Annotated in this window: 13 protein-coding genes and 1 tRNA gene; 4 read left to right on the forward strand and 10 right to left on the reverse strand. The window is 60.7% G+C overall.

Annotated elements, in window-relative coordinates; genetic code table 11:
- Positions 1-52: 52 nt before the first annotated feature.
- From purC to dapA, 4 genes are read right to left on the reverse strand one after another with little or no spacing between them, the layout of a single operon-like run.
- Complete coding sequence (purC, locus tag AC2VNO_RS15275; RefSeq protein ID WP_486934920.1) at positions 53-766, reverse strand: phosphoribosylaminoimidazolesuccinocarboxamide synthase; 714 nt, start codon at positions 764-766, stop codon at positions 53-55.
- A 44-nt stretch (positions 767-810) separates the two neighbouring features.
- Positions 811-1,617 (reverse strand): MBL fold metallo-hydrolase, encoded by an 807-nt coding sequence (locus AC2VNO_RS15280; RefSeq protein ID WP_486934921.1) that lies wholly within the window; start codon positions 1,615-1,617, stop codon positions 811-813.
- Positions 1,617-2,588, reverse strand: coding sequence for a lipoprotein, NlpB (locus AC2VNO_RS15285; RefSeq protein WP_486934922.1), 972 nt, complete (start codon positions 2,586-2,588; stop codon positions 1,617-1,619). The genes AC2VNO_RS15280 and AC2VNO_RS15285 overlap by 1 nt, the downstream gene beginning before the upstream one ends.
- A 49-nt stretch (positions 2,589-2,637) precedes the next feature.
- Positions 2,638-3,522, reverse strand: coding sequence for a 4-hydroxy-tetrahydrodipicolinate synthase (gene dapA / locus AC2VNO_RS15290; RefSeq protein WP_228579645.1), 885 nt, complete (start codon positions 3,520-3,522; stop codon positions 2,638-2,640).
- A gap of 183 nt (positions 3,523-3,705) precedes the next feature.
- On the opposite strand from dapA, the gene AC2VNO_RS15295 reads away from it, so the two are divergent.
- Positions 3,706-4,182, forward strand: a complete 477-nt coding sequence (locus AC2VNO_RS15295; RefSeq protein ID WP_486934923.1) for a peroxiredoxin — start codon at positions 3,706-3,708, stop codon at positions 4,180-4,182.
- Positions 4,183-4,244: 62 nt separating this feature from the next.
- On the opposite strand, the gene AC2VNO_RS15300 is transcribed toward AC2VNO_RS15295, so the two are convergent.
- Together AC2VNO_RS15300 and AC2VNO_RS15305 are read right to left on the reverse strand one after the other, a co-directional pair.
- Positions 4,245-5,351, reverse strand: coding sequence for an AI-2E family transporter (locus AC2VNO_RS15300; RefSeq protein WP_486934924.1), 1,107 nt, complete (start codon positions 5,349-5,351; stop codon positions 4,245-4,247).
- Positions 5,348-5,596: a sulfurtransferase TusA family protein gene (locus AC2VNO_RS15305; RefSeq protein ID WP_486934925.1), complete on the reverse strand. Its 249-nt coding sequence runs from the start codon at positions 5,594-5,596 to the stop codon at positions 5,348-5,350. The genes AC2VNO_RS15300 and AC2VNO_RS15305 overlap by 4 nt, the downstream gene beginning before the upstream one ends.
- 146 nt (positions 5,597-5,742) lie before the next feature.
- On the opposite strand from AC2VNO_RS15305, the gene AC2VNO_RS15310 reads away from it, so the two are divergent.
- Entirely contained in the window at positions 5,743-7,197 is a 1,455-nt protein-coding gene (locus AC2VNO_RS15310) for a M48 family metalloprotease (protein ID WP_486934926.1), read from the forward strand.
- 70 nt (positions 7,198-7,267) lie between these two features.
- On the opposite strand, the gene nadA is transcribed toward AC2VNO_RS15310, so the two are convergent.
- From nadA to AC2VNO_RS15325, 3 genes are all read right to left on the reverse strand, one after another.
- Positions 7,268-8,296: a quinolinate synthase NadA gene (nadA, locus tag AC2VNO_RS15315; RefSeq protein ID WP_486934927.1), complete on the reverse strand. Its 1,029-nt coding sequence runs from the start codon at positions 8,294-8,296 to the stop codon at positions 7,268-7,270.
- Between the two features lie 182 nt (positions 8,297-8,478).
- Positions 8,479-9,210 carry a Crp/Fnr family transcriptional regulator gene (locus AC2VNO_RS15320; protein WP_486934928.1) on the reverse strand — a complete coding sequence of 244 codons (732 nt, stop codon included), beginning with the start codon at positions 9,208-9,210 and terminating at the stop codon, positions 8,479-8,481.
- Between the two features lie 186 nt (positions 9,211-9,396).
- Positions 9,397-10,230 (reverse strand): Crp/Fnr family transcriptional regulator, encoded by an 834-nt coding sequence (locus AC2VNO_RS15325; RefSeq protein ID WP_486934929.1) that lies wholly within the window; start codon positions 10,228-10,230, stop codon positions 9,397-9,399.
- Between the two features lie 300 nt (positions 10,231-10,530).
- Here AC2VNO_RS15325 and AC2VNO_RS15330 point away from each other — a divergent pair, with 300 nt between their 5' ends.
- A complete protein-coding gene (locus tag AC2VNO_RS15330; protein WP_486934930.1) occupies positions 10,531-11,955 on the forward strand; it encodes a diguanylate cyclase domain-containing protein in 1,425 nt (474 codons plus the stop codon).
- A gap of 141 nt (positions 11,956-12,096) precedes the next feature.
- On the forward strand, positions 12,097-12,321 hold the full coding sequence (locus AC2VNO_RS15335) for a hypothetical protein (protein WP_486934931.1): 225 nt from the start codon (positions 12,097-12,099) through the stop codon (positions 12,319-12,321).
- Between the two features lie 669 nt (positions 12,322-12,990).
- Here the strand turns inward: AC2VNO_RS15335 and AC2VNO_RS15340 are convergent.
- Positions 12,991-13,066, reverse strand: a tRNA-Lys gene (locus AC2VNO_RS15340).

Here is a 13,066-nt window from a genome sequence, read left to right on the forward strand (position 1 = left end):
GGCCCCGTAGGGCCCTTCCAGCTTCATATCGCACTGCGCACCGACCGCGCTGTCAGGCGAATTCGACGCCGATCCGCCGCCCCACTTCCTCGTAGGCCTCGATGACGCCACCGAGGCCCTGACGGAAGCGGTCCTTATCCATCTTGTCCCGCGTCTTGGCGTCCCACAGGCGACAGCCATCCGGTGAGAACTCGTCGCCCAGCACGATCTGTCCCTTGAACAGGCCGAACTCCAGCTTGTAGTCCACCAGCAGCAGGCCACCGTCGGCGAAGAGCTGCTTGAGCACCGAGTTGACCTTGAAGGTCAAGGTTTTCATTTCGGCCAGCTGCTCCGGCGTGGCCCAGCCGAAGGTTTCGGCCAGCGACTCGTTGATCATCGGATCGTGAAGAGCGTCGTTCTTGAGGAACAGCTCGAAGGTGGGCGGCGTGAGTTCGCGGCCTTCTTCGACGCCGAGGCGCTTGACCAGGCCACCGGCAGCGATATTGCGCACCACACACTCTACCGGAATCATCTCGAGCTTCTTGACCAGGCTCTCGGTATCGGAAAGGCGCTTTTCGAAATGGGTGGGAATGCCCGCCGCGGCGAGCTTCTCCATGATGAACGCATTGAAGCGGTTGTTGACCATGCCCTTGCGCGCCAGCGACTCCATGCGCTCGCCGTCGAATGCGCTGGTATCGTCACGGAAGTGGAGGACGAGAAGATCGGGATCATCGGTGGCGTACACCGATTTGGCCTTGCCGGCGTAGAGTTCTTGGCGCTTTTCCATGGGGGTCTCCAGAAAGGATGAAGGCATGACCTGAGAGTGGCAATTCAGTTGATCGTCTGCCAGTGCATCCCGCTGTCCTGGGCAGCGATGGTCAGACGTGAGCCGTCGCCGTCGAGCAGCGGCGTCAGGGCCTCGAGAGCCAGCTCGGGGCGGTTGTTGTGTTCCGAAAGATGTGAACAGACGATGCGCTGAAGGCGATCCAGCCCCAGGCGCTGCAGCAGGGCCGCCGCCTGCACGTTGGCCAGGTGCCCCCAGTTACCGCCGACGCGCCGCTTGAGCCGTGGCGGATAGGGGCCGATCTCGAGCATGTGGCGATCGTGATTGCACTCGAGCACCAGCGCGTCGCAACCTCGAAAGGTTTCGACGACGTGGTCGGTGGGATGGCCAAGATCGGTCAGCACACCGAGGTGGCGCCCACGGGACTCGAAGCGGAACTGTACCGGCTCACGGGCATCGTGGGGCACGGTGATCGGATCGATCGTCAAGCTCTTCACCGCAAAGCGCGACTGCGGCGTGATCCAGTGGCGCTGCGGCACCTCGCCGAGACGACCTGAGAGCCAGGTGCCCGGGGTAATATAGACCGGCACTGCATGGCGACGCGCCAGCGGCCCTACTCCACGCAGATGGTCGCCGTGCTCATGGGTGACCAGCACGGCATCGAGCTGACGAGGATGCAAGCCCAGCCGAGCCAACCGGCGTTCGGCTTCGCGCAGCCCGAAGCCACAGTCGACCAATAGCGTGGTCTCGCCATCGCTGACCAGGGTCGCATTGCCCTTGCTGCCGCTGCCGAGTGACGCAAAGCAGATCCTGCCTCGCTCCGGCAGCGGCTCGATGACTTGCCCCTTCGGCATCAGCGCAGCAGGCCCGCCACGCGCTCGAGCAGCTCACGGGCATCCTCGGCCTCGAAGCGGCGCTCGCTCTCGTTGACGGCGCGCAGGGTCGTGCGCTCGGCGCCCTGGGGCTCCAGTACCAAACGAATTTCCTGAGGCGTCTGGCGCACGTCGGCACTGAAGGCGATCTGCAGGAAGCCGCGCCCCCGCTCCGAGAGGGTCATGTAGTTGACCAGGAAGTCATGCTGCTGCGGATTCTGCTCCAGCAGCTCACGGCGTCCCTCGACGGTGAAGTCGGACTGCAGCTGATGGTTCAGCTCGGCCCAGACGCGGTCGATATCCAGCGGAATGTGCACGACCCACTCGCCGCCGGCAAGCTGCTCCAGCCTCAGGCGATCTTCACTGGCGATCTGCTGGCCGGCCAGGGAGGCGGCGCTGGCAGTGGCGCTACGCGCGCTGAAGTGCTGCTCCAGCGCATCGAGACAGGCAGCCACCGGACGCCCGTTCTGATCGCAGCGAACTTCACTGTCTCCGGCACGCAGCCCCTGACGTACGCTCAGACGACCCTGCGTCGTCTCCATGACGCCGCGAGCATCGTCGCTAGACTGAACCTGCAAGCCGCGAGCACGAGTGAAGTCCTGCAGCTGGGGCCATACCATGCCCGGGTCGGCCGCCACCACCAGCCAGCGATCGCTGCCGATCTCACGCCGTTCGACGAAGTCCCGATCCACCGCACTGCCCGATGCCAGGCGGGTCGGGCTAGGGGCGCGGAAACGCTCATCGCTGCGATGCAGGCTGCCTTGCGCCTGGGGTACCGGCATGGCATCCCGATAGCGCTGCTGGTTGCGGCCTTCCGGAAGTACCAGGGGCGCACTGCGCTCGGCACTCACGTAATCGATGTTGCGGTCGTCATAGAAGCCTTCGCGGGCGCAGCCGGCAGTGGCCAGGGCAGCCACGGCCACCAGCGGCATCCATTTCAGCGCAGAATTCATGCAGTCACCTTGCAGTCAGGTTCTCGGGGCGGCGAGCTCTTCGTCCGCCTCAATCTTCGATCACGCCAGCCAGTTGCAGGGCCTCGTCAACCGTCGCGTGGTACTTGCTGGAGAGCCAGGTGAGCGGCAGGCGAATCCCCTGGTCGATCATGCCCATACGCTGCAACGCCCACTTGACCGGAATCGGGTTGGACTCGATGCCGAGATTGGTATGCAGCGGCATCAGGCGGGTATTGATCTGATGCGCCCGATCGGCGTCACCCGCGATGGCCGCTGCGCAAAGCTCGTGCATGGCCTTGGGCGCCACGTTGGCGGTGACCGAAATGTCGCCGTTGCCGCCCATCAGCATGTACTCGCAGGCGGTGCCGTCATCGCCGGAGTAGAGCATGAAGCCGCTGCCTTTGAGCCGTGAGATGAGATCCTCGGCGCGCTCCAGATTGCCGGTGGCATCCTTCAAGCCGATGATGTTGTCGATCTCGGCCAGGCGCATCACGGTTTCGTTGTAGAGATCGGAGCAGGTGCGACCGGGTACGTTGTAGAGAATCACCGGCAGGCGGCTGCCTTCTGCCACGGCCTTGAAATGGCGATACAGCCCTTCCTGGGTGGGTTTGTTGTAGTACGGACAAACCGAAAGGCAGTAGTCGGCGCCCACTTCGCTGGCATAGCGAGCGAGTTCCACGGCCTCGGAGGTGGCGTTGGCCCCGGTGCCGGCGATTACCGGGATGCGGCCGTCGACCTCTTCCACCACAGCGCGGATCACATCGAAATGCTCCGCGAACGACATGGTGGTGGGCTCCCCGGTGGTGCCGGCTGCCACGATCCCGTCGGTACCGTTCTCCAGGTGAAAGTTCACCAAGCGGCGCAACGCCTCCCAGTCGATATCGCCATTTGTCTTCATCGGCGTCGCCAGGGCGACGATACTGCCAGTGATCATCCTCTCTTTCCTCTACGCAATAGCGCTCATGCCGCCTTCGTGTGCCATACATCGACAGGGTCACGAACAAAGGGTAAATGGTACTCAGGCCACACAGGCCTGTACAGCACGCTGTCGGGCTCTTTGACAGTGGGCCACGGTCTGCGTGTAATGAAGCGCCTTACATGGATCACAGGAGCCCCCATGACGCTTGCCATCGGACAGCCCGTTCCGCACTTCACCGCTGCCGCCACCGGCGACACCAGCGTTTCCCTCGATCGGCTCGCGGGCCGCCAGGTAGTGATCTACTTCTACCCCAAGGCCAGCACGCCCGGCTGTACCACCGAGGGCGGCGACTTTCGCGACCGCATGAACGAATTCGTGGCAGCCAATACGGTCATTCTCGGCGTCTCACGGGACGGCATTCGCGCTCAGGAGAACTTCAAGGCCAAGCAGGCCTTCAACTTCGAGCTGATCTCCGACAAGGACGAAGAGCTCTGCAAGCTGTTCGACGTCATCAAACTGAAGAAGCTGTATGGCAAGGAGCACCTCGGTATCGAGCGCAGTACCTTCCTGATCGATGCTGAGGGCAGGCTCGCCCGCGAATGGCGCGGCGTCAAGGTCAACGGTCACGCCCAGGAAGTCCTCGAAGCTGCACAGGCACTTCACGCCAGCCACTAAGACCCCGGGAAACCACTTTTGCTCCGTCCGGCTCGGTCAGCCGGACGGATGCCAATGGCGCCTCACTCTTCGCGCTGCTCCAGCTCGGCGATCAACTGTGAGTCCTGATGCTGCCTGATGCCACGCGGCCAGGCATATACCAGCGCCTTTAGCAGCGTGGCCAGGGGGATGGCAAAGAAGATACCCCAGAATCCCCACACCCCGCCGAAGAACAGCACTGCCACGATGATCGACACCGGATGCAGGTTGACCGCCTCGGAGAACAGGATCGGCACCAGCACGTTGCCATCCAAGGCCTGGATCACACCATAGGCGATCAGTACGTAGAGAAACTGCTCGCTCATGCCGAAGTGAAAACCCGCCACCGCCGCCACCGGTAGAGTCGCCACCGCGGCGCCGATATAAGGCACCAACACCGAGAACCCTACCAGTACCGCCAGCAGCGCCGAGTAGGGCAAGCCGAAAATGGCGAAAGTGAAGAACGACACCGTGCCGACGATGATGATCTCGACGAACTTGCCGCGCACGTAGTTGGCTATCTGCGTATCCATCTCCTGCCAGATACGCGTCATGAGCGAACGCTGCTGCGGCAGCAGCGACAGGGTGAAGCCCACCAGCTGCTCGCGATCCTTGAGCAGGAAGAACACCAGAATCGGCACCAGCACCAGATAGATGATCAGCGCCAGCACGTTGCCCAACGAGGCCAGCGAGAGCGTCAGGGCGCGCTGGCCGAACTGGGTCAGCTCGCGACCCGCCACGGCAATCCACTCCTGGACTTGATCCGGCGTCACCAGATTGGGATAGCGTTCCTGGACGTCATCCAGCCAGCGCTGTCCGCTGGCCACGATGCGTGGCGTTTCTTGAACCAGGCCCACCAGCTGGTTCCATATCAAGGGCATGAGGATGAACGCCAACGTCAGCAGCACGCCGATAAAGGCGAGAAATATCAGGATCACGGCCATCAAATGCGGCACGCCCCGGCGCGTGAGGGCATTCACTCCACCCTGCAGCAGGAAAGCGATCACCAGGGCGGTGAGGAAGGGTGCCAGCATACGGCCGAAAAGAATCACCACGGCGAAGCCCAGCACCAGCAGCACCAGCATGATCACCGCTTCCTCATCGGAGAAGTAGTGCTCGACCCAGCCCTTGAATACCTCTCGCAGCGTCATGCGGCGGGCACCTCGCCCTTCCGCAGCCAGTAGTGATAGACCTCGTCCCGCTCCTCACGCGCCATCAGGTGATGAATGCTGTGTTCGGCGAAAGTTTCGAAATCGCGCCAGGAGCCGGCGTCGGTCGACCTGATCTCGAGCACCTGACCGGCCTGGAGCCTGGCCAATGCCTGCTTTGCCTTGAGCAGTGGCAGGGGGCAAGGCAGGCCGCAGGCATCGAGTACATCATCTGGTTGCACAGCCATGTCGTCTCCCGAGAGAATGCCAGAACGCCTGCTGCAAGACGCGGGGCCTTGCAGGAAAGCGTAAAACCCTTGAGATTTAAAGGCACTTTGCTGGACGAATCAATGTCGGATAGAAACTGACCTGCCGCTTAACACGAGACTGGCACATGCTGCGCAAGACCCGAACCTGCCTGACCGCTACCGTTGCTGCCTCGATGCTGGCCTTGGCCGTGCCCGCTCCGGTAAGCGCCTCGGACGACTACGGACTACCCAGCTTGACCGGCACCAGCCAGGCGATGACGGGTGAAGAGTTTCGCCTGGGCCGCGCCTGGCTACGCCAGTTCCGTGCCCGAGCCCCCATATGGCACGACGCCATCGCCCAGGATTACGTCGAGACGCTATTGGCGCGCCTGCTGCCGCACAGCGGACTGGCAGACACTCGTACCGTGGTGACGATGGTGGACAGCCGCACGCTCAATGCCTTTGCCGTACCCGGCGGGGTCATCGGCATCAATGCCGGCTTGTTCGCCTTTGCCGATGAAGAGGATGCGGTTGCCTCGGTACTGGCCCACGAATTGGGCCACCTCTCTCAGCGCCACTATGCTCGTGGCCAGGCCCGTGCCGAGCAGACTCAGTTGCCCGCCATGGCGGCCATGCTGGCTGGAATGTTGATTGCCGCCAGCGGCGGCGGCGACGCTGGCATTGCCGCCGCCATGGGCTCCCAGGCCGCTTTCATCCAGGACCGGCTGGCCTATTCTCGGCGCTTCGAGCAGGAGGCCGACCGCCTCGGCCTGCAAACCATGGCCCAGGCAGGCTTCGACCCCCAGGCCATGGTCAGGATGTTTCGCGACATGCAGCGTCAGGTGAGCCTGCAGGGCGGCAATCCGCCGGAATTCCTGCTCACTCACCCCCTCACCGAGTCGCGCATCAGCGATGCCGAGTCGCGCGCGTCGCAGCTCGAGGCCATCCGTCCACGCCAGGACGATCCGAGTTATCACCTGATCCGCGCGCGAGCCCTGCTGACGGTGAATCAGCGCGACCCCCAGCAAGCAGCGACTCGCTTTGCCCAGAGCGACGCCCCCCAAACCGCCAGGCGCTATCTGGATGCCCTGATCGCCGCCCATCGAGGCCAGACCGACAGCGCGCTCAGCCAGCTCGACGCCTTGGCCCGGGAGCTGCCCGATCTGGCGCTCTTGCCGGTCAGCGCCGCCGACGTGGCCTTCCAGGCCGGCCGCTATGACGATGCCATCGAGCGCAGCCGGCGCATTCTGCGCCTGATGCCTGGCCATATGCCGGCCACACGAACCCTGGGCGAAGCACTGCTGCAGCGCGACCCCAACGAAGCCTATCGCATATTGCGCGACCTCTCCGAACGCCGCCCCGAGGACCCTCAGGTCTTCACCCTGCTCGCCGAAGCCGCCGGTCGTAGCGGCCGTGAAGCCTGGGGCCACCTGGCCCGGGCCGAGAACATGCAGCTCACCGGCGATATCCAGCGTGCGATTCGTCAGCTCGACGTCGCCCGCCAGGTCGCCGAGCAGAGCGGCGATGGCAATGCCCTGGCGCGCATCGAACAGCGGCGCGAGGCCTTCGTGGGCTATCGGGAGACAATGGAGAAGTTTTGATGAAAAAGGCCCGCGCCGGGTGGCGCGGGCCTTGAAGTCGTCAAACCGGAAGCGGCCTGGCCGCCCCCTTCTACTTCTGGAAGTTGAGCATCCGCTCCAGCGGCTTGAGCGCCCGCTGGCGTAGCCCGGCGTCGACGAAGATCTCGCCGCTGCCCTCGCGCAGGGCGCCTGCCAGGTTGTCCAGCGCGTTCATGGCCATCCAAGGGCAGTGAGCGCAGCTGCGACAGGTAGCGCCGTTGCCGGCAGTAGGCGCCTCGAACAGGGTCTTCTCGGGCACCATCTGCTGCATCTTGAAGAAGATGCCACGGTCGGTGGCCACGATCAGCTTGTCGTGGGGCAGCTCCTTGGCCGCCTTGATCAACTGCGAGGTCGAGCCGGCCACGTCGGCCAATGCCACTACCGCAGCCGGCGACTCCGGGTGCACCAGCACGGCCGCCTCGGGGTAGAGCCCCTTGAGGTCTTCGATACCCTTGGCCTTGAACTCCTCGTGCACGATGCAGGCACCGTCCCACATCAGCATGTCGGCACCGGTCTTCTGCTGGATATAGCCGCCAAGGTGCTTGTCGGGGGCCCACAGGATCTTCTCACCGCGTGCCTGCAGGTGTTCGATGACATCCACCGCGATGGAGGAGGTCACTACCCAGTCGGCACGCGCCTTCACCGCTGCCGAGGTATTGGCATAGACCACCACGGTACGGTCGGGATGTTGATCGCAGAAGGCACTGAACTGGTCTGCCGGGCAGCCGATATCCAACGAGCAGGTCGCTTCCAGGGTGGGCATCAGCACACGCTTCTCGGGAGACAGGATCTTGGCCGTCTCGCCCATGAAGCGCACGCCGGCCACCACCAGGGTCTCGGCCTCGTGGCGCGCTCCGAAGCGGGCCATCTCCAGCGAGTCGGCAACGCAGCCGCCGGTCTCTTCGGCCAGCTGCTGAATGGCGTCATCGGTGTAATAGTGAGCGACCAGCACCGCGTTGTGCAGCTCGAGTAGACGCTTGATCTCGTCGATGCGAGCCTCGTCTTCGGCCGGGATACGGGTTGGGCAGTAGGCGCGGGCCAGGTGCTCGCGCACTTCGATTCGGGAAGTCATGATCGTCATCGTGTCTACCACTGTGACTGGCAGGGGCTCCCCCCGCATGTATCAGGCGCACCGTTACGGACTCTCTGTCGGTCGGCACGCGCCAAGCAGCTTCGCGGCGGCTCCCGCCGCTGCTGCCTTACTATATTGTAGACCACATCCCAGTACAATTTCTCCCCGCCTAACTCGCCTATACCCTCATGTCATGAAGAGACCAGGGGGGAGCGGGAGCCCAGGATATTGTCATACAGCAAGCAATCATGGGCATAACAGTCGCAGGAGGCCTCGATAAGGCCCGCCCGGTCGAGGACCGTGATACTGCCGCGACGATAACTGATCAACCCACGAGCTTGCAGAGCCGTGGCCGCATGGGTGATACCGGCACGCCTGACTCCCAACATTACCGCAAGGAATTCATGGGTCAGCTGCAGACTGTTGGAGCCGGCGCGATCATTGGTCATTAGCAGCCAGCGTGCCAGCCGCGCTTCAATCTGGTGGAAATGCGTGCAGGCGGCAGTTTGCGCCAGTTGATTCATCAGCACATAAAGGTAGCGGTGCACCCGCCGTTGCAACACGGGACAGCCAGGCGCCAGAAGTCGAAACGCAGCGGCCTCAATGCGCAGTGCCGTGCCACCCCCCTGCACCAGGGCACACAAGGAAGACGTTTCAACGCCTAGAAGCAGCGACGCTCCCAGCATCCCTTCGTTTCCGGCCATCGCCACTTCCAATCGCTCGCCCCCGTTCAGACAAGTCATCAAGGAGATGAAGCCGTGCAGCGGAAAATAGGCATGTTTGAAATTCGCCCCCGGCTCGACCAGCACCTCACCAAACACCAAGGGGACAGGCTCGCAAGCCGCCATGAAAGTCGCTTCTTCCGCTGGCGGCAATGTTTGTAGCAGCCGATTCGAGGCAAGAGTTGAGTGGCAGGGGATCATGGTTGCTCCGGCGTCGACGTACCTGGCAAGCGGCATGAAAACTAAGCGATAATTTCAATGTCGACTGCATATCGAGATCCTGAAACCTATCCATCAGGCAATATATTTCAGGATACCATGATATAAAGGACAAGTCGGGACGCTAGCGTACACAGGAAATAAAAAGGTACGAATTATAATTACCGTTCAGAATTTGGCTCGGGGGTCCAGTAGCCGGTCATATTCACTTTTAACGACTGCGTAACACTCGCAAACCCTTGATTCGAGGCCCGGGCGGTCTGTTACCGTAATGCGTCCCCGATGATAAGCGATCAACCCTGCTCGCTGAAGCTTGCCTGCCGACTCGGTCACGCCTTCCCGACGCACTCCGAGCATATTGGCAATCAATTCCTGGGTCATGATCAACTGGTCACTCGGCAGCCTGTCCAGGCTCAGCAAAAGCCAACGACAGAGCTGCTGGTCTACCGAATGGTGCCGATTGCATACCGCCGTTTGAGCCATTTGCGTCAACAGGGCCTGAGTATAGCGAAGCAGCAGTTTCTGCATCACGCCCGCACGATAGAACTCATCTTTGATTCGTTGCCCCCTGAGCCGGTAAGCCTCGCCGGCGCTCTGCACGATGGCTCGGCTCGGCGTGGTCTCACCGCCCATGAACAGTGACACGCCCACTATCCCTTCATTTCCCACTACCGCAATTTCCGTCGATGCTCCATTTTCCATGACGCACAACAGCGACACGATCGCATCCAACGGAAAGTAGACATACTCCATGATGCCGCCGGACTCACACAGCGTTTTGCCAAGCGGCAACGTTACCCGTTCGAGGTGGGGAAGCATTCGCTCAAGCTCCTCCTCGGGCAACAGACCTAGCAGATGGTTTTGCGGACCATCTTTCGTTGAATACATCCGCTTTACGCTCCCTATCCCATCATGACGCTTCGTCGGTTGACCATGTGCGATACCGGACGGACCCGCCATGAAGTGACGTCTAAACTGATGATGGAATTGTGCTTTTATCATGGCATTTGCTTCTCACCGCCTGCTCGGGCATGTCGAAACACGATTGCAGCACTTCGGTCCGCGCGGGCGTTGGCCCGCCGTTGGGCAATAATCACCGGCAGCATGAAGAGCGCCGTTCCGCACTGACGCTTTTTCAAATCATGGCATCCACGGATCAGTATAGAGGGCTAGCCGGCGCTCTCTGTACGTTACCGCACAGAGGGATGCAGCGAGCATAACTAGATTGTTCGGTGATCTTGATTCTCTGCTTGTCGTCCTGCCCCGATGCCAGTCATCAGCCATGAACCGACGGAGTGAGCCATGCGTCAAAGGATGACGACAGTACCTGAGCCCGCCCCAGCACCTGACGGGAATGGCCAGGCGATTTTTCCAAAGCAGCCTCCGGCCCTCATCGATCGATCGCTCACGCTGTACGAGACAACCCTGGAAAGCCTCCCGATCGGTGCCCTGATCGTCAACATGAAGGGCATCTATCAGTATGGGAACCCTGTATACCTGACCATGAGTGGACGGGCGTCCGATTGGCTACATGCCAAACACTGGTCGAGCGTATTGGTGGCAGACGACCGTCAACGAGTTGATGACGAATGGAAGCAGGCGTTCGTTTGCGACACCCACTGCCAAATCGAAGCCCGCATCGCGAATGTAGACCGCCGAACCGCGTGGTTCAGCATCAATGCAGCGCGCCTACCCGACAGGCGGGGCTTCATCCTGACACTGGAGAAGATCACCTCAAGGCATCACGATGGCTACAAGCTTCGTGCTGCCGAGGCGGCTCTCCACATGGAGAGGGAACGCGCCCGAGTGGCCCTCAACTCCAAAGGCGATGCCGTCATCTCTATCGACATCGAGTGCCGTGTTACGTACCTAAACCGGGCGGCCGAATCATTGACCGGCTGGTCCAAGGCAAATGCAGTGGGCAAACCCGTATCGACGGTCTTCCATGTGGTCGACAGCGAGACGCGCCAGCTGGTCAGCGATCCCGCTCAACGGGCCATAGAAGAGAATCGCATCGTCGGTTTGGCGATGGGCTCAGTTCTCATTCGGTGCGATGGCAGCGAAGTTGCCATCGAGGATTCCGCAGCCCCCATCCGCGACCACGACGGCCAAGTCACCGGCGCCGTAATCGTCTTCCACCATATAAATCAGTCACACGTCCTTTCCAACCGAATGTCGTACTTGGCCCAACACGACGCTCTTACGGACCTGCCCAATCGGGTCCTGCTGGAGGAACGACTGTCACGCGCCATTGGTTTGGCCCAACGCCATCGTTGGCAAGTAGCGCTACTGTTCCTCGATCTCGACGGTTTCAAGGCTGTCAATGATCGCCTAGGCCATGCTGCCGGGGATTCACTGTTGCAATCCATCGCCAGCCGTCTGAAAAGCTGCGTTCGAGATACCGATACGGTCAGCCGCATAGGCGGTGATGAGTTCGTGATTCTATTGACCGAGGTACATGGGGCCGATGACGCCCGCCAAGTAGCTGACATCATTCTTCAATCATTGCAGGCATCACATCATGTGAGTAACCAGAAAATCGATATTACCGGCAGTTTAGGAATCAGTCTTTTTCCAGAGAGCGGTGGCACACCGGAGGAACTGATACACCTTGCCGATACCGCCATGTACCATGCCAAACGCAAAGGACGTAATGGCTACCAGTTCTTTAAATTCGATATGCTTTGCGCTCTCAGGAGGTGCGGTGAAACGCCTTCATTCTCATGACTTCACCAGCCCGCAGGCAACTCGGCAACATAAACGATATTAGACCTCCGTTTGTTAGCGCACCGACAGGCAATTATCGGCAAACCATTATTGTGCTATCGGCACTTCTTTCTGAAGGCCGCGCAACAAGATGAGGTCAACATGTCAACTTCCACTCCTCCAAGCACACCTGCGCCGACAGCATTCAAGAAATTCTCGCGCGCTCCCGAGCGTGAGCCAGGAGAGCAACAGCATGGTTTCCCCTTCAAGCCGCCACGTTTACCCGAAGCCGCGCTCACCGGCACCTCAGTCAGGCGGGCAGCGAAAGGTGACGACGACTTGATGAGCATGGATATCAATGCGACTGAAACCAAGTCACCGACATGACGATCCACTAACCCTCTAGTCAACGTGCGTCAGCGCACAGTCTTCACTCTCATCATCCTCTATCATTACTCTAGGTGTGGCGAAGGAAGTGCCTAAACAGGATGTTGCACTAAGCGCCGCAAGGAATGCGGCGCCTCTCAAGAGTCAGAGTCGAATCGACACAGGAGTAGAAATCTCATAAAAATGATTAGAAATGCAGCGATCTCATTTTCTATAATTGCCACATTCATTGCATTGATGTTACTGGCCAATCTCTGATCAACCACAAGGCATATCGATTGCCCTATCACAGCCTCTACCAACAATAAAACCAGAATCCTCACGAACGGTAACAAGATTGGACAGCTCTCGATCACTGTCACTATAGGAAGGTCTTCATGAACAATATCGTTTGGATTGTCGGCGCTGTCGTCATCGTGCTGGTGGTGCTGTCTGTCCTAGGCCTGCGCTAGGCACTCCCCTCGCTGCCATTTACTACTTACCGTCAGCGTTGCTATCGCCTGACGGCGCCTCCCTACCGAAGCCGTGCGTGCGATCGCCAAGTGGCGGATTCGTTCCAGGCGAGGGTGGGCGCGTGGCTGTGAGCCTGGGGGCTCCAACCCTGCACAGCGTAGCGAATACAACGAAAAACGCCCCAACCGAAGAACGGCTAGGGCGTTTTTGCGTATCTGGTGGGTCGTGTAGGATTCGAACCTACGACCAATTGGTTAAAAGCCAACTGCTCTACCAACTGAGCTAACGACCC

Source organism: Halomonas sp. TH-94, assembly GCF_057473365.1.

Bases quoted from the DNA above. Each gene is read 5' to 3' on its own strand.
- purC (WP_486934920.1), bottom strand. From the start codon at position 766: ATGGAAAAGCGCCAAGAACTCTACGCCGGCAAGGCCAAATCGGTGTAC.
- AC2VNO_RS15280 (WP_486934921.1), bottom strand. From the start codon at position 1,617: ATGCCGAAGGGGCAAGTCATCGAGCCGCTGCCGGAGCGAGGCAGGATC.
- AC2VNO_RS15285 (WP_486934922.1), bottom strand. From the start codon at position 2,588: ATGAATTCTGCGCTGAAATGGATGCCGCTGGTGGCCGTGGCTGCCCTG.
- dapA (WP_228579645.1), bottom strand. From the start codon at position 3,522: ATGATCACTGGCAGTATCGTCGCCCTGGCGACGCCGATGAAGACAAAT.
- AC2VNO_RS15295 (WP_486934923.1), top strand. From the start codon at position 3,706: ATGACGCTTGCCATCGGACAGCCCGTTCCGCACTTCACCGCTGCCGCC.
- AC2VNO_RS15300 (WP_486934924.1), bottom strand. From the start codon at position 5,351: ATGACGCTGCGAGAGGTATTCAAGGGCTGGGTCGAGCACTACTTCTCC.
- AC2VNO_RS15305 (WP_486934925.1), bottom strand. From the start codon at position 5,596: ATGGCTGTGCAACCAGATGATGTACTCGATGCCTGCGGCCTGCCTTGC.
- AC2VNO_RS15310 (WP_486934926.1), top strand. From the start codon at position 5,743: ATGCTGCGCAAGACCCGAACCTGCCTGACCGCTACCGTTGCTGCCTCG.
- nadA (WP_486934927.1), bottom strand. From the start codon at position 8,296: ATGACGATCATGACTTCCCGAATCGAAGTGCGCGAGCACCTGGCCCGC.
- AC2VNO_RS15320 (WP_486934928.1), bottom strand. From the start codon at position 9,210: ATGATCCCCTGCCACTCAACTCTTGCCTCGAATCGGCTGCTACAAACA.
- AC2VNO_RS15325 (WP_486934929.1), bottom strand. From the start codon at position 10,230: ATGATAAAAGCACAATTCCATCATCAGTTTAGACGTCACTTCATGGCG.
- AC2VNO_RS15330 (WP_486934930.1), top strand. From the start codon at position 10,531: ATGCGTCAAAGGATGACGACAGTACCTGAGCCCGCCCCAGCACCTGAC.
- AC2VNO_RS15335 (WP_486934931.1), top strand. From the start codon at position 12,097: ATGTCAACTTCCACTCCTCCAAGCACACCTGCGCCGACAGCATTCAAG.